This is a genomic window from Microbacterium sp. XT11, from assembly GCF_001513675.1.
Taxonomy (GTDB): Bacteria; Actinomycetota; Actinomycetes; order Actinomycetales; family Microbacteriaceae; genus Microbacterium.
This window is the reverse complement of sequence record NZ_CP013859.1, coordinates 1,831,685-1,846,336: the sequence shown is the minus strand read 5'-3', so window position 1 is coordinate 1,846,336 and position 14,652 is coordinate 1,831,685. Positions and strand designations below refer to the sequence as shown.

Below are 14,652 nucleotides of genomic sequence, written 5' to 3'. Positions count from 1 at the left end.
CCTGTCATCGAATTCTGACACTTCGGCATACAGGGAAGCAATTTCCGATCATTCGTTCAGTATTCGGCGCGAGTCCTTGGACAACTGCCGCGGAGCTCGGATGCTGGTGACACCGGATTCGGCGAGGAGGGCGGACGGATGCAGCACACGGACATGCTGCCGCGCGATGTCGCGGTGCAGCTCATCGATCACGAGGGCGCTCGTCACGAGGACGAGGTGTACGCGCTGCCCGATGCCGAGACCCTCCTCCGGGCATACCGGGCCCTCGTCGAAGGCCGTCGGATCAACGACCAGGCGAGCGCGCTGGTGCGGCAGGGCCGCCTCGCCGTGTACCCGTCGTCGCACGGGCAGGAGGCCTGCCAGGTGGGCGCCGCTCTCGTGCTCGGCGAGACCGACTGGCTCTTCCCCACCTACCGCGATTCGGTCGCGGTGATCGGCCGCGGAGTCTCGCCCGCCGACGCGCTCGTGCTGCTGAAGGGCGACTGGCACTCGGGATATGACGTCAAGGCGCACCGCGTCGCTCCGCAGGCCACCCCGCTGGCGACCCAGCTGCTGCACGCGGTGGGCTTCGCCTACGCCGCCAAGACGCGCGGCGAGGACACGGTCGTGCTGGCACTGTGCGGTGACGGCGCGACGAGCGAAGGCGACTTCCACGAGGCCATGAACTTCGCGGCCGTGTTCCACGTGCCCGTCGTGTTCTTCGTGCAGAACAACGAGTTCGCCATCTCGGTGCCGCTCGCGCGGCAGACCGCGGCGCCTTCTCTCGCCCACAAGGCGATCGGCTACGGCATGCCAGGGCAGCGCGTGGACGGGAACGACGCCGCCGCCGTGCTCGCCGTGATCGGCGAGGCCGTCGCCCGTGCACGCAGCGGCGGCGGCCCCTCTCTCGTCGAGGCGCACACGTACCGGATGCAGGCGCACACCAACGCCGATGACGACACGCGCTACCGCGAACGCGAGGAGGTGCAGGCCTGGGCGGCACGTGACCCCCTCACGCGCCTGCGCTCGTACCTCCGCGAGACCGGCGCGCTCGACGACGACCTCGAGGCCGCATACGCGGCCGGCGCCGAACGGATCGCGGAGGAGATGCGCTCGGCCCTCAATGCCGACGCCGCCCTCGACCCCGAGGACCTGTTCCGCTTCGTCACCGCACGCCGCACGCCGCAGCTCGACGAGCAGTGGCGACTGCTGCGCGACGAGATCGACCGCACCCCGGCCGACAGCATGGGAGGACCGAGATGACCATCGCCCACGACGACGTGCGCGTCGACACCCCCGCCGAGGCTCCGGCGACCATGACCATGGCGGCCGCTCTCAATCGGGCCCTCGCCGACGCGATCGCCGAGAACCCGGAGGTCGTCGTCTTCGGCGAGGACGTGGGTGCGCTCGGCGGGGTGTTCCGCGTCACCGACGGGCTCACCGCGCGCTTCGGTGAGGACCGCTGCTTCGACACGCCGCTCGCCGAGTCCGGCATCGTGGGCACGGCCGTCGGCATGGCCATGAACGGCCTGCGCCCCGTCGTGGAGATGCAGTTCGACGCGTTCGCCCTTCCCGCGTTCGAGCAGATCGTCAGTCATGTCGCGAAGCTGGGCAACCGCACGCGTGGCGGCATCCGGATGCCGATCGTCATCCGCATTCCGTTCGGGGGCGGCATCGGTGGCGTCGAGCACCACTGCGACTCGTCGGAGGCCTACTACGCCCACACTCCCGGATTGACGGTCGTGAGTCCGTCGACGCCGCAGGATGCGTACTCGCTGCTGCGGGCCGCGATCGAGTGCCCCGACCCGGTGATCTTCCTGGAGCCGAAGAAGCTGTACTGGTCGAAGGGAGAGGTCGACACCTCGCACACGGCGGAGCTGGGGACCGCGCGAATCGCCCGCGAAGGAACCGACGTCACGCTCCTCGCCTACGGCGCGTCGGTCGGCATCGCGCTCGAGGCCGCCGAGGTCGCGGCGTCCGAGGGGCGCAGCGTGCAGGTCGTCGACGTGCGCTCCCTCTCGCCGTTCGACGATGAGACCGTCACCGCGGCGGTGCGCGCGACGGGCCGCGCGGTCGTCGTGGCCGAGGCGCCGGGGTATGTCAGCGTTGCCTCGGAGATCCAGGCACGGGTGTTCGAGCGGTGCTTCGAGTTCCTCGAGGCGCCCGTGCGCAAGGTCACCGGCTTCGACACCCCGTACGCTCCGCCGAAGTTCGAGCACTGGTATCTGCCAGACGTCGACCGAGTGCTGGACGCGATCGACTCGCTGCACTGGGAGGACGAGTCATGACCACTGATGTGGTGCAGGTCTTCCGTCTGCCCGACCTCGGAGAGGGCCTGACCGAGGCGGGGCTCGTGCAGTGGCTCGTGAAGGTCGGCGACACCATCGCGACCGATCAGGCCATCGCAGAGGTCGAGACGGCCAAGAGCGTCGTCGAGCTCCCCTCGCCGTTCGCGGGTGTGGTCACGGCGCTGCACGGCGAGCCCGGCGACACCATCGACGTCGGCGCTCCCGTGCTGGAGGTCGCCCAGGGAGCGGATGCCGCAGCGCCGGCCGACGAGCACGAGGCGTACCGCACCGAGGAGCGCGCCGGCTCAGGGAACGTGCTGATCGGCTACGGCACCTCGGACCGCAAGGCGGCCGGACGTCGTCGCCGCCCCGTCGTCGCGTCGCGCCCGTCATCCCCCGCCGCGGTAGCGGGCCGGGACACGGATGCCGGGTCACGCCCGGCAGCGTCATCCCGCCAGGCACCCCCGGCGACGCCTGCATCGGCGCGAACGGATGCCGACGGTGCCACGCCGACCCGGGACACGGATGCCGGGTCACGACGCACCGTCGCGGTGCGGTCGCCTCTGGTCCGACGACTCGCGCGCGATCTCGGACTCGATGTGCGGACCATCGTCCCCACCGGAGCCGACGGCGCGGTCACGCGCGCAGACGTGCTGCGCGCCGCCGTCGACCACGCCGTCGACGGCGTCGGAGCCGCAGCCGCACGCGGATCGCGCGGAGACGTACCCGAAGGCACCGTGGCCGAAGGCGGAGAGCTCGACGGCCTCGCCGTGCGCAGCCGCACGCGCATGTCTCCGCTGCGCAAGGCCGCCAACGCCACCCTCACCCGCAGCCGCGCCGAGATCCCGGAAGCGACCGTCTGGGTCGACGTCGACGCCACGGCGCTCTGGGACGCCCGGCGCGAGATGGCACCGGAGGATGGCCGCGCGCCGTCGCTCACCGCTCTCGTCGCACGCTTCGTTCTCATCGCTCTCGCCGAGCATCCGCTTCTCTCGTCCAGACTGAGCGATGACGCCGGCGAGATCGTCGAGCTCGACGGCGTGAACCTGGGCATCGCCGCCGACACCCCGCGCGGCCTCATGGTGCCCGTCATCCCGCGCGCGCATGCCCTGTCGGTTGCCGAGCTCGACGCAGCCTTGCGCGACCTCACCGCCGACGCCCGCTCCGGCTCGATCGCCCCCGCGCGCCTGCGCGGATCTACGTTCACGCTCAACAACTACGGCGGCCTCGGCGTGGACGGGTCGGCCGCGATCATCAACCATCCGGATGTCGCGATCCTCGGCATCGGCCGCATCACGGAGCGCCCGTGGGTGGTCGACGGCGCCATCGTCGTGCGCCGCATCGCGCAGCTGTCGCTCGTGTTCGACCACCGGGTGTGCGACGGTGGGTACGCAGCCTCGTTCCTGCGTCGGGTGACCGAGCTCATCGAGCATCCGCTGCGCGCCTTCGGCAGCGTCTGACCCGGCCGGGAGCGGCGACGCACGCGAGACAGCGGCTGACCCGCTCCCCACGGCGACACACCTGGCGGCGGACGGGATCGGCGGAGGTGTCAGCGCGACAGCACAGCGGATGCCGCCGCTCGCGCCTGCTCGGCGGTGGCTGCGTGCAGCGCAGCCTCTGCCGCTTCTCGGCACTGCGCTGCGGTGACCGAGGCGAGCGCGGCCGCCACGCGCCCCAGCGCTCGTGGCGTCATCGACAGGCTCGTCGCGCCCAGCCCGACGAGCACCGGAGCGAGCGCGGGGTCTCCCCCAGCCTCTCCGCAGACGCCGACCGACCGGCCCGCGTCGCGTCCCGCCGCACCGACCGCGCCGATGAGCCGGAGCACGGCGGGCTGCCAAGAGTCGTTGAGGTCGCCGAGGTCGCCGAGCAGCCGGTCGGCGGCGAGCGTGTACTGCGCGAGATCGTTGGTGCCGAGGCTCACGAAGTCGACGATCTCGAGCAGCTCACGCGCGAGCAGGGCCGCCGACGGCGTCTCGATCATGACGCCCACCCTGGCGATCCCGGCCGCCCTGGCGCGCTCCGCGAAGTCGCCGGCCTCCTCGACCGTCGCCACCATGGGCGCCATGACCTCGACAAGGGCGGACTCCTCGGCCGCCGCCTCGGCGAGAGCACGCAGCTGGTCGTCGAGCAGCGCTGGCACCCGGCGTGCGATGCGGAGCCCGCGTACCCCGAGGGCGGGGTTCTCCTCGTGCTCCGGGGTCGCGAACGGCAGGGGCTTGTCGCTGCCGGCGTCGAGCGTGCGCACCACGACCGTGCTGGCGGGGAAGGCCGCGAGCACGCCGCGGTACGCCGCGACCTGCTCGTCGACCGACGGGGCGTCGGTGCGATCGAGGAAGCAGAACTCCGTGCGGAAGAGACCGATCCCCTGGGCCCCGGCGGACGCCGCCGCCTCCGCATCGGAGGCCGAGCCCACGTTCGCGCGGAGCGGCACGGGAGCGCCGTCGGCGAGCCGCCCAGCGCCGTCGAACGGCACGACCACCGCGGATCGCCGGGCGTCGTCGATGCGCTGGGCCGGCGGCTCGATCTCGACCAACCCTCGATCGCCGTCGACCAGCACCGTGGCCCCTGCCGGGATCGCGGCGGCCGCATCCACCCCGACCACGGCGGGCAGCCCCAGCGCGCGGGCGATGATTGCCGTGTGCGAGGTCGGGCCGCCGTGTTCGGTGACGAGAGCCACGCGGCGCCCGCCCGCCAGCGCGGCCGTGTCGGCCGGAGCGAGGTCGCCCGCGACGAGCACGAACGGCTCGTCACGGTCGGGAACCCCCGGAAGCTCGATGTCGAGGAGTTCGGCGACGATGCGGTCACGCACGTCGCGGATGTCGGCCGCGCGCTCGGCCATGCGTCCACCGAGTGCCGAGAGCGCCTGCTCGTGCTGCGCCGCGACCTCCCACACCGCGCGGGCGGCGGACACACCCGTCGAGCGCACGAGCGCCGTGGCGTCGGACGCCAGCTCCGGATCGGAGGCCAGCAGACGCGAGGCGTCGAGGATCGCTCTGGCCTCGCCGGACGCGGACTCCGTGCGCCTGCGCAGCTCATCGGCGACGGCGACGGCGGCCCAGTGGATGGCCGACGCCTCGGACTCGCGGTCGGCCTCGGCGATCACCGGTCCGGCCTGCGGCTCCTGCAGGGCAGGCGCGAGATGCACCGCGACGGCTGCCGCGAGCCCGGCGCTCACGCCGCGGCCACGCAGGATGCTCCCCGCAGGCATCAGGACGGATGCCGCGGCGTGCGTCGCCACGGCCGGTGACGTCTGCGCAGCCGAGGCGGGCGGGATGCCCGTGCCCTGGGTCGCCTCGCCGCCCGTGCCCTCGCCCGCCTCGCCGCCCGTGCCCTCGCCGAAACCGTCGTGGAACAGCGCTGCAAGCCGGTCGAGCACCTCATCCGCACCGTCACCCGACGCGGACAGCTCGAGTTCGGTCCCCTGACGCGCGCCGAGCGTGAGCAGGCGGGTGAGGCTGGCTGCGGGCACCTCCGCGCCGTCCGGGAGGCGCCGCACCCGCACGTCCGCTCCCGCCGACGCCTCGGCGATGAGGGCGGCCGGACGGGCGTGCACGCCCAGCGGATTCCGCACGACGACGACGCGCGAAACCCGGCGCGGCGGCCTGTCCCCCTCGATGTGGGGATTCCCGTTCACACCCGCTCCGGCGTCACCCGCGGCATCGCCCCCAGCTGCGCCGGCATCGCTCCTCGCAGCGCCGACATCGCCCCCGGCCGCTCCGGCATCGCCCTCGGCCGCGCCTGCATCGCTCCCGGCCGCGCCGGCATCCCCGAGCTGACCGGCCTTGCCCGCCAGCGCCGCGCTGGCCTCGACCGCGACCTCGTCGAGCGAGCCGCCCCCGGCCGCGGCCACCACGGCCGCCAGCAACCCCTCGACAAACGGCGCGGGGACCAGCCGCACCGTGACATCGCTCGTCCGGAACTCCAGCGCGAGCTCGGCGCTCATGATCGCGGAACCCAGGTCCATGAGCACGAGCACGCCGTCACAGTCCTCCGCGAGCTCGTCGATGGCCGTCGCGACGGCGGCAGCGTCGGTGCCGAGGATGGGATCGCCATCGGCATCCGTCCCCGCGCCCGCGGCGACTCTCACCTGCACGTTCCCGCCGTGCACCATCTGCAGGGCGAGTTCGAGCGCCGCCTCCCCGAGCCTGGCACTGTGGGAGACGGCGACGATGCCGATCATCAGGAGGCGCCCGCGATCGCGGACGACAGCGACGCGAACAGCATCGCGGTCGACGCAGCACCGGGGTCGAGGTGACCGGCGCTGCGCTCGCCCAGGTAGCTGGCCCTGCCCTTCTTCGCGACGAGCGGCAGCGTGGCATCGCGTCCGGCCGCGGCAGCCTCGGCGGCTGCGGCGAGCGCGACGCTCAGGTCCGCGCCGCCCGCGAGGCTCTCGTCGAGCGCGTCCACCGCCGGCGCCATCGCGTCGAACATGGTCTTGTCGCCGGCTTCGGGCTTGCCGCGTGCCACGATGCCCTCGAGCCCGGCGCGCAGCGCCGCAGCCAGCGCCGCTCCGTCGAGCGAGTCGACGGCACCTGCTGCCATCCCCATGCGGAGGAAGAACGTGCCGTACAGCGGACCGCTCGCGCCGCCGACCGAGCTGACGAGGGTCATCCCCACGCCCTTGAGCAGCTCGTCGACGGTCGCGGGCGCCCCCGCGCCGAGCTTCTCGACCACGGCATCCATGCCGCGCGCCAGGTTCGCACCGTGGTCTGCGTCGCCGATCGCGGAGTCGAGCTCGGTGAGCCACTCGCGCTTCTCGGTGACGGCGTCCCGGAACCCGGTGATCCAGGCGAGCAGCGTTGTGGTGTCGATGGTGGAGGTCATGCGTCTTCCTTCGTCGTCGATGCGGAGGCCGGTGCGGCAGTCAGGCGCCCCAGCGCAAGCCGGGCGTGACGACCGGGGCGTCCCAGAGCCGGAGGATCTCGTCGTCGGCCTTCAGCACCGTGACCGAGCATCCGGCCATGTCGAGCGAGGTGATGTAGTTGCCCACGAGGTTGCGCACGATCTGCACCCCGGCCTTCTCGAGCAGCGCGGCGACCTCGCCGTACATGAGATACAGCTCGATCAGCGGCGTCGCGCCCATGCCGTTGAGCATCACGATCGCGGGACCGGACAGATCGAGGTCGGCGAGGATGGGCTCGACGAGCTGACGGGCGATGTCGGATGCCGGGGCGAGCGGCTCGCGGTGTCTGCCCGGCTCGCCGTGGATGCCGATGCCGATCTCCATCTGGTCGTCGGGGAGGTCGAAGGTCGGCTTGCCCGCCGCGGGGACCGTGCAGCTGGTGAGCGCCATGCCCATCGAACGGCCCTGCGCGTTGACCCTCTTGGCGAGCTCGACCACGGCGGCGAGGTCCTGGCCCTCTTCGGCCGCAGCGCCGACGATCTTCTCGAGGAGCACGGTGAGGCCGACCCCGCGGCGCCCCGCCGTGTAGAGCGAGTCCTGCACGGCGACGTCGTCGTCGACCACAACGGTGCCGACCTCGATGCCCTCCATCGAGGCGAGCTCCGCCGCCATCTCGAAGTTGAGCACGTCACCGGTGTAGTTCTTCACGATGTGCAGCACGCCGGCGCCGCGGTCGACGGCCTTGGTCGCTGCCTGCACACGGTCGGGGGTCGGGGAGGTGAACACCTCTCCGGCGACGGCGGCGTCGAGCATCCCGACGCCGACGAAGCCGCCGTGCAGCGGCTCGTGGCCGGAGCCTCCGCCCGACACGACCGCGACCTTGCCCTCGGCCTTGGGCGTGGCGCGCGTGATGACGTGGGTCTCGAGGTCGACCGACAGCTCGGGGTGAGCCGCGGCCACGCCCTTCAGCGACTCGACGAGCACGTCGGACGGGTTGTTGATGAGCTTCTTCATCGTGCGATCTCCCTTGATCTGTCGGGTACGGCTCTCGCGACGCGACTTTCGCAAAAATTGGAAAGTTATTCGTCAATGTCGAATATGCTCGGACTCGGTCGGGTTGTCAAGATCGTTCCGGAGATCCGACGCGAACGCCGGCTCGACGACGAACCGGAGAGGAGGACGGCCCGTGATCCAGGCCATCGACCGCGCCGCCAAGGTGCTCGAACTGCTGCAGGGGGCCCGCCACCTCGGCATCACCGACCTGGCACTCGCGCTGAACCTGCCGCCGTCGACCGTGCACGGCATCGTCAAGTCGCTGCGCGAGCACGGCCTCGTCGCGAAAGAGCGCGGCGGCCAGCGGTACATGCTCGGCCCCACGCTGCTGCGGCTGAGCAACGTCTACCTCGACACTCTCGATGTCCGCGCCCGCGCCATGCGGTGGACGCAGGAGCTCGCCCGGCGCACCGGGCTCTCCGTGCGACTGGGAGCGCCGCACTTCACCGACGTCCTCGTCATCCACCACAACCTCCGCCCCGACGACAGCCAGCAGATGCTCGAGACCGGCGTCGCGATCCCCGCGCACGCGTCGGCGATGGGCAAGGTGCTGCTGGCCTATGACCTCGGGTTCCAGCGCAGCGTGTTCGACCAGCCGCTGCGCAGCCTCACCGGCGACACCGTGACCGACGTCGCCCGGCTCACGCTCGATCTGCCCGCGATCGCCGAGCGCGCCACGGCGACCGAGGTCGACGAGGCCGTGCTGGGCGAATCGTCCGTGGCCGCCCCCGTGGCCGATGCCCGCGGCGACATCGTCGCGGCGATCGCCCTGGTGATGCCCACATCAGCCGGCCCTGCGACGGATGCCGACATCGACGCTCTGCGCGAGACGGCACGCAACATCTCACGAGAGCTCGGAGCGCCCACGTGGCCGCCCCGCGTCGCCCCCGACGAGGACTGAGCGCGACGGTCAGCGCGACTGCAGCCCGTCGAGGCTGACCCGCAGGATGTCCTCGCCGAGCTCGTCGGGGTCGACGGCACCGCCGGGCCGGTACCACTCGACGACGGAGTTGATCATGCCGAAGATGAGTCTGGTCGCGACCGCCGCATCGACGTCTCCGCGGATGAGCCCCTCGCGCTGCGCCTCGGCCACGATCGCGGTGACCCTCTGATCGAAGGCCCGCCTGCGCTCGAGCGCGCGCGTCTCGACGTCGCTGTTGCCGCGCACCCGGAGCAGCAGCGTCACGGCGGGGAGCTTCTCGGTCAGCACGTGCACGGCCCCGCGCACGATCGCACGCAGGCGGTCGGAGGCGAGCGGATGCCGCGACACCGCGTCGTCGACCACGCGCTCCAGCCCGTCGAGAGCTTCCCCGAGCGCCACGTCGAGGATGGCCGACTTGGAGTCGAAGTGGTGATAGAGGGCGGATTTCGTCAGTCCCAGGGCGGCGGTCAGGTCGGCGACGCTGGTGGCGTCGTAGCCGTGCTCGTTGAAGACCTTCACCGCCACCGCGAGCACGTGATCGCGGTCGTATCCGGGCCTGCCCCGCTTGGGCGCACGGCGCGGGGACTCGGTCTGCGACATAGCGTCCAGTCTGACACCCGCGGCCTGTTGCCAAGCGCACCACGATCTGACATCGTATTACTGAACGATCGGTCTGCAATTCGCACCGGTGCTCACGATCGAGAGGATGACGATGTCCGAGGCCTACCTCGTCGATGGCGTGCGCACCCCGGTCGGCCGCTACGGCGGCGCGCTCGCCGGCATCCGCCCCGACGACCTCGCCGCCCTCGTCGTGCGAGCGACCGTCGACCGCGCCGGCATCCCACCCGAGGAGATCGACGAGGTCATGCTCGGCGCCGCCAACCAGGCCGGAGAGGACAACCGCAACGTGGCCCGCATGGCGGTGCTGCTGGCCGGACTCCCCGACTCGGTGCCGGGGCTGACGGTCAACCGGCTCTGCGCGTCGGGCATGTCAGCAGTCGCGCTCGCGGCGAACGCGGTGCGCGCCGACGACGCGCACCTGATCGTCGCCGGCGGCGTGGAGTCGATGACGCGCGCCCCCTGGGTGCAGGCGAAGCCGGAGCGGGCATGGGCCAAACCCGGGGCCGCGTTCGACACGTCGATCGGCTGGCGCTTCACGAATCCGCGCCTCGCGGCACGGGAGAAGGCCACCTTCTCGATGCCGGAGACGGCGGAGGAGGTCGCGAGGGTCGACGGCGTCACGAGGGAGGATGCCGACGCCTTCGCGCTGCACAGCCACCGGCGCGCGATCGCCGCGATCGACGGGGGCCGCTTCGTCCCCGAGATCGTCCCCGTCGAGACCGCCGCCGGCATCGTCGACACCGATGAGGGCCCGCGACGCGAGACGTCGGCCGAAGCCCTCGCCGCCCTCCGGCCCGTCGTCGCCGGGGGTACCGTGGTCACGGCCGGCAACTCCAGCTCCCTCAACGACGGCGCCTCCGCGATCGTGGTCGCGAGCGCCGAGGCGGTCGAGAGGCACGGCCTGCGCCCCCGCGCACGCATCGTCGCCTCGGCATCCGCCGCGCTCGCGCCCGAGATCATGGGCCTGGGTCCCGTGCCCGCGAGCGAGAAGGCGCTCGCGAAGGCGGGACTCACCGCCGACGACCTCGGTGCGGTCGAGCTCAACGAGGCGTTCGCCTCACAGTCGCTCGCCTGCATGCGCCGCCTGGGGCTCAACCCCGAGATAGTGAACGCCGACGGCGGCGCCATCGCGCTCGGGCATCCGCTGGGATCGAGCGGCTCCCGGCTGCTCGTCACGCTGCTCGGCCGCATGGAGCGTGAGGGAGCGCGCTACGGCCTCGCCACCATGTGCGTCGGCGTCGGCCAGGGCACGGCGATGATCGTGGAGAGCGTGCGATGACCCTGCGCGTCGAGGAGTCGGCCGATCGCGTCGTCGCCACGCTCGACCGCCCCGAGAAGCGCAACGCGATCGATCAGGCGACCATCGACGCGATCCATGCGCTCTGCGCCGGGCTGGAGGACGACCCGCGCACGCTCATCCTCACCGGCTCCGGCGGCACCTTCGCCGCGGGCGCCGACATCGCGCAACTGCGCGAACGCACGCCCGATGACGCTCGCCGCGGCATCAACGCCATGGCCTTCCTCCGCGTGCGCGAACTGCCGATGCCCGTGATCGCGGCGATCGACGGACACGCCCTCGGGGGCGGGGCAGAGCTCGCCTACGCCGCCGATCTCCGCATCGGCACACCCTCGCTCACGATCGGCAATCCCGAGACGAGGCTGGGCATCATGGCCGCCGCCGGAGCGACGTGGCGCCTCCCGGAGATCGTCGGCGAGGCACGGGCGAGCGAACTGCTGCTCACGGGCAGAGCGCTCGACGCCGACGAGGCTCTGGCCTGGGGACTGGTCTCGCGCATCGTGCCCGCCGAAGACCTGCTCGACACCGCCCATGCGATCGCCGATCGCATCGCGGCGAACGATCCGCTCGCCACGCAGCACACGAAGCGCGCGCTGCGGGCCCCGCGAAGCGCGCATCCGGCCGTCGAGCTGGAGTTGCAGGCCGAGCTGTTCGCGTCGCCGGAGAAGCACCGGCGGATGACCGCGTTCCTGGAAAGGAGAGCGAGATGACAGGCAACGCACCGGCGCGCGTCGGCGTGCTGGGCGGCGGACGCATGGGGGCGGGGATCGCCCACGCGTTCCTCCTCTCCGGGTCATGGGTCACAGTGGTCGAGCGCGATGACGACAGCGCGGATGCCGCCGCGCAGCGCATCGGCGGGAGCATCCGACGCTCGGTCGAACGCGACGACCCGCTCGACCGCGGCGATCTGCAGGCGCGACTCTCAGCCGGCACCGACATCGCGGCCTTCGCGGACTGCGACCTCGTGGTCGAGGCCGTACCGGAGGACCGCGCGCTCAAGGAGCGATCGCTCGCGCGCGCGGAGGAGGCCATGCCCGCGACGTCCGTGCTCGCCAGCAACACGTCGTCGATCTCCATCGACGACCTCGCCGCGCAGCGACGGCGCCCCGGACGGTTCCTCGGCCTGCACTTCTTCAACCCGGTACCGGCCTCGGCGCTCGTCGAGATCGTGCGCGGCGCGGCCACCGACGGCGCGGTCGTCGACGAGGCACGGGTCTGGGTCGAGGCGCTGGGCAAGACGCCGATCGTCGTGCGCGACTCCCCCGGCTTCGCCTCGTCGCGCCTGGGCGTGATGCTCGGATTGGAGGCGATCCGCATGCTCGAAGACGGAGTGGCGTCGGCCGCCGACATCGACGCGGCGATGACTCTCGGATACCGGCATCCGATGGGACCGCTGCGCACCACCGACATCGTCGGGCTCGACGTGCGCCTCGGGATCGCCGAGGAGCTCGAGCGCGCCTACGGCGAACGTTTCGCCCCACCCGCGCTGCTGCGCCGCCTGGTCGCAGAGGGTCACCTGGGCCGCAAGAGCGGACGCGGCTTCTACGAATGGAACGAGGAGAGATGACCGAGTACCTGCCCAGCTACGTCCGGGGCGCCTGGTGGACGCCCTCGTCGCCCGCGCACGCCACCGAGGTGCGCGATGCATCGACCGGTGAGCTCGTGACGCGGGTGAGCACAGAGGGACTCGACCTGGCCGGGGTGCTGGAGTACGCCCGCACGACGGGACATGCGAGCCTCGCCGCACTCACCTTCCACCAGCGCGCCGTGCTGCTCAAGAGGTTCGCCCTCGCCCTCACCGAGCGCAAGGACGAGCTCTACGCTCTGTCTTCGCGCACGGGAGCGACGAAGACGGACTCGTGGGTCGACATCGACGGCGGCATCGGCGTGCTGTTCTCGTATTCCGGAAAGGGGCGACGAGAGCTGCCCAACAGCACCGTGCACGTCGACGGGCCGGTGGAGCCGCTGTCGAAGGACGGGTCCTTCCTCGGGCGCCACGTGTACACGACGCTGCCGGGTGTCGCCGTGCAGATCAACGCCTTCAACTTCCCCGTGTGGGGGTCGCTGGAGAAGTTCGCCCCCGCCTTCCTCGCCGGCATGCCGACGGTCGTCAAGCCCGCGACGCCGACCGGCTACCTCGCCCAGGCGATGGTGCGCATCCTCGTCGAGTCGGGGTTGCTGCCAGACGGATCGCTGCAGCTGGTGAGCGGCAGCGTCCCCGATCTCTTCGACCACCTGACGCTCGGCGACCTCGTCGGGTTCACCGGCAGCGCGTCGACGGCGGAGCGTCTGCGTCGGCATCCGTCGGTGCAGACCGAGGGCGTGCGGTTCACGGCCGAGACCGACTCGATCAACGCCTCCGTGCTCGGCACCGACGCGGTCGAGGGGACGCCCGAGTTCGACGCCTACGTGCGCCAGCTCGTCACCGAGATGACGACGAAGGCCGGCCAGAAGTGCACGGCGATCCGGCGGGCCATCGTGCCCGCGGCGAGCGCGGATGCCGTGGTGGACGCCGTGCGCGCACGCATCGCCGGCAAGACGGTGCTCGGCGACCCGCGCGCCGAGGGCGTGACGATGGGGCCGCTCGCCTCGACCGCGCAGCGCGACGAGGTGCTGCGCCAGGTGCGCGCGCTGGAGGACGCCGGCGGACGGGTGGTCGTCGGCTCGACGGAGGCACCGCGGGTGCGTCTCGCCGACGGCTCGGACGCCGTCGTCCCCGAGGGGGCGTTCGTCGCACCCCTGCTGTTGCGCTTCGACGACCCGCAGGCGGATGCCGTGCACGAGGTCGAGGCGTTCGGGCCGGTGTCGTCGCTGCTCACGTACGAGTCCCCCGCCGAGGCGGCGCGCCTCGTCGCGCGCGGCGGCGGTTCGCTCGTCACGAGCATCGCCACGCACGACCCGGCCCAGGCGGTCGAACTCGCCACGCGCATCGCCCCCTTCAACGGGCGCATGCTGCTGCTCGACCGCGACGACGCCCGCTCCTCGACGGGCCACGGTTCCCCCCTCCCGACCCTCGTGCACGGCGGCCCGGGCCGCGCGGGCGGCGGAGAAGAGCTCGGCGGCATCCGCGCCGTGCTGCACCACATGCAGCGCACGGCCGTGCAGGGATCCCCCGAGATGCTCACGGCGCTCACGGGCGTGTGGCACGCCGGGGCCGCGGCCCGCAGCGACGGACGGCATCCGTTCCGCAAGTCGCTCGCCGAGTTGCAGATCGGCGACCAGGTCGTCTCCGCGTCGCGCGAGGTGACCCTCGACGACATCGAGACCTTCGCGCACTTCACGGGCGACACGTTCTACGCGCACATGGACGAGGAGTCCGCGGCGGCGAACCCGTTCTTCCCCGGCCGTGTCGCACACGGCTACCTGCTCGTGTCGTGGGCGGCGGGCCTGTTCGTCGATCCGGAACCGGGCCCCGTGCTCGCGAACTACGGGCTGGAGAACCTGCGCTTCGTGACCCCGGTGTCTCCGGGCGACGCGATCCGCGTCGAGCTCACGGCCAAGCAGATCACGCCGCGCGAGACCGATGACTACGGCGAGGTGCGCTGGGACGCGGTGATCCGCAACCAGGACGACGAGATCGTGGCGACGTACGACGTGCTCACCCTGGTCGCGAAGCAGCAGGCTGCCGAGGCCGTGCCGGCATGAGGGA

The 14,652-nt window shown here is 72.1% G+C and carries 12 protein-coding genes; 8 read left to right on the top strand and 4 right to left on the bottom strand.

Annotation, left to right across the window (positions count from 1 at the left end; all coding sequences use genetic code 11):
* Positions 1 to 138: 138 nt before the first annotated feature.
* Genes pdhA through AB663_RS08500 form a run of 3 tightly spaced genes read left to right on the top strand, consistent with a single transcriptional unit; the run spans position 139 to position 3,727 of the window.
* Complete coding sequence (gene pdhA, locus AB663_RS08510) at positions 139 to 1,242, top strand: pyruvate dehydrogenase (acetyl-transferring) E1 component subunit alpha (RefSeq protein WP_067197918.1); 1,104 nt, start codon at positions 139 to 141, stop codon at positions 1,240 to 1,242.
* Positions 1,239 to 2,267 (top strand): alpha-ketoacid dehydrogenase subunit beta, encoded by a 1,029-nt coding sequence (locus tag AB663_RS08505; RefSeq protein ID WP_067197915.1) that lies wholly within the window; start codon positions 1,239 to 1,241, stop codon positions 2,265 to 2,267. The genes pdhA and AB663_RS08505 overlap by 4 nt, the downstream gene beginning before the upstream one ends.
* On the top strand, positions 2,264 to 3,727 hold the full coding sequence (locus AB663_RS08500; protein ID WP_067197913.1) for a dihydrolipoamide acetyltransferase family protein: 1,464 nt from the start codon (positions 2,264 to 2,266) through the stop codon (positions 3,725 to 3,727). The genes AB663_RS08505 and AB663_RS08500 overlap by 4 nt, the downstream gene beginning before the upstream one ends.
* Positions 3,728 to 3,816: 89 nt before the next feature.
* On the opposite strand, the gene ptsP is transcribed toward AB663_RS08500, so the two are convergent.
* The 3 genes from ptsP to dhaK are packed head-to-tail and all read right to left on the bottom strand — an operon-like array spanning position 3,817 to position 8,124.
* Positions 3,817 to 6,447: a phosphoenolpyruvate--protein phosphotransferase gene (gene ptsP / locus AB663_RS16900; protein ID WP_083511176.1), complete on the bottom strand. Its 2,631-nt coding sequence runs from the start codon at positions 6,445 to 6,447 to the stop codon at positions 3,817 to 3,819.
* Positions 6,447 to 7,091, bottom strand: a complete 645-nt coding sequence (gene dhaL, locus AB663_RS08490) for a dihydroxyacetone kinase subunit DhaL (protein ID WP_157540990.1) — start codon at positions 7,089 to 7,091, stop codon at positions 6,447 to 6,449. The genes ptsP and dhaL overlap by 1 nt, the downstream gene beginning before the upstream one ends.
* A gap of 40 nt (positions 7,092 to 7,131) precedes the next feature.
* Entirely contained in the window at positions 7,132 to 8,124 is a 993-nt protein-coding gene (dhaK, locus tag AB663_RS08485; RefSeq protein ID WP_067197911.1) for a dihydroxyacetone kinase subunit DhaK, read from the bottom strand.
* Positions 8,125 to 8,296: 172 nt separating this feature from the next.
* Between dhaK and AB663_RS08480 the strand changes: the two genes are divergently transcribed.
* Positions 8,297 to 9,064: an IclR family transcriptional regulator gene (locus tag AB663_RS08480; protein ID WP_067197909.1), complete on the top strand. Its 768-nt coding sequence runs from the start codon at positions 8,297 to 8,299 to the stop codon at positions 9,062 to 9,064.
* 9 nt (positions 9,065 to 9,073) lie between these two features.
* On the opposite strand, the gene AB663_RS08475 is transcribed toward AB663_RS08480, so the two are convergent.
* Positions 9,074 to 9,685, bottom strand: a complete 612-nt coding sequence (locus tag AB663_RS08475; RefSeq protein ID WP_067197906.1) for a TetR/AcrR family transcriptional regulator — start codon at positions 9,683 to 9,685, stop codon at positions 9,074 to 9,076.
* 112 nt (positions 9,686 to 9,797) lie between these two features.
* On the opposite strand from AB663_RS08475, the gene AB663_RS08470 reads away from it, so the two are divergent.
* From AB663_RS08470 to paaZ, 4 genes are read left to right on the top strand one after another with little or no spacing between them, the layout of a single operon-like run.
* Positions 9,798 to 10,985: a thiolase family protein gene (locus AB663_RS08470; RefSeq protein WP_157541260.1), complete on the top strand. Its 1,188-nt coding sequence runs from the start codon at positions 9,798 to 9,800 to the stop codon at positions 10,983 to 10,985.
* A complete protein-coding gene (locus tag AB663_RS08465; RefSeq protein WP_067197904.1) occupies positions 10,982 to 11,713 on the top strand; it encodes an enoyl-CoA hydratase/isomerase family protein in 732 nt (243 codons plus the stop codon). The genes AB663_RS08470 and AB663_RS08465 overlap by 4 nt, the downstream gene beginning before the upstream one ends.
* Positions 11,710 to 12,570, top strand: coding sequence for a 3-hydroxyacyl-CoA dehydrogenase family protein (locus AB663_RS08460; RefSeq protein WP_067197902.1), 861 nt, complete (start codon positions 11,710 to 11,712; stop codon positions 12,568 to 12,570). The genes AB663_RS08465 and AB663_RS08460 overlap by 4 nt, the downstream gene beginning before the upstream one ends.
* Entirely contained in the window at positions 12,567 to 14,648 is a 2,082-nt protein-coding gene (gene paaZ / locus AB663_RS08455; RefSeq protein ID WP_083511175.1) for a phenylacetic acid degradation bifunctional protein PaaZ, read from the top strand. Before AB663_RS08460 ends, paaZ begins: the two co-directional genes overlap by 4 nt.
* Positions 14,649 to 14,652: the final 4 nt, after the last annotated feature.

What these genes read in the sequence shown, in the direction of transcription:
- pdhA (WP_067197918.1), top strand. Translation starts at nt 139, where the DNA reads ATGCAGCACACGGACATGCTGCCGCGCGATGTCGCGGTGCAGCTCATC.
- AB663_RS08505 (WP_067197915.1), top strand. Translation starts at nt 1,239, where the DNA reads ATGACCATCGCCCACGACGACGTGCGCGTCGACACCCCCGCCGAGGCT.
- AB663_RS08500 (WP_067197913.1), top strand. Translation starts at nt 2,264, where the DNA reads ATGACCACTGATGTGGTGCAGGTCTTCCGTCTGCCCGACCTCGGAGAG.
- ptsP (WP_083511176.1), bottom strand. Translation starts at nt 6,447, where the DNA reads ATGATCGGCATCGTCGCCGTCTCCCACAGTGCCAGGCTCGGGGAGGCG.
- dhaL (WP_157540990.1), bottom strand. Translation starts at nt 7,091, where the DNA reads ATGACCTCCACCATCGACACCACAACGCTGCTCGCCTGGATCACCGGG.
- dhaK (WP_067197911.1), bottom strand. Translation starts at nt 8,124, where the DNA reads ATGAAGAAGCTCATCAACAACCCGTCCGACGTGCTCGTCGAGTCGCTG.
- AB663_RS08475 (WP_067197906.1), bottom strand. Translation starts at nt 9,685, where the DNA reads ATGTCGCAGACCGAGTCCCCGCGCCGTGCGCCCAAGCGGGGCAGGCCC.
- AB663_RS08470 (WP_157541260.1), top strand. Translation starts at nt 9,798, where the DNA reads ATGTCCGAGGCCTACCTCGTCGATGGCGTGCGCACCCCGGTCGGCCGC.
- AB663_RS08465 (WP_067197904.1), top strand. Translation starts at nt 10,982, where the DNA reads ATGACCCTGCGCGTCGAGGAGTCGGCCGATCGCGTCGTCGCCACGCTC.
- AB663_RS08460 (WP_067197902.1), top strand. Translation starts at nt 11,710, where the DNA reads ATGACAGGCAACGCACCGGCGCGCGTCGGCGTGCTGGGCGGCGGACGC.
- paaZ (WP_083511175.1), top strand. Translation starts at nt 12,567, where the DNA reads ATGACCGAGTACCTGCCCAGCTACGTCCGGGGCGCCTGGTGGACGCCC.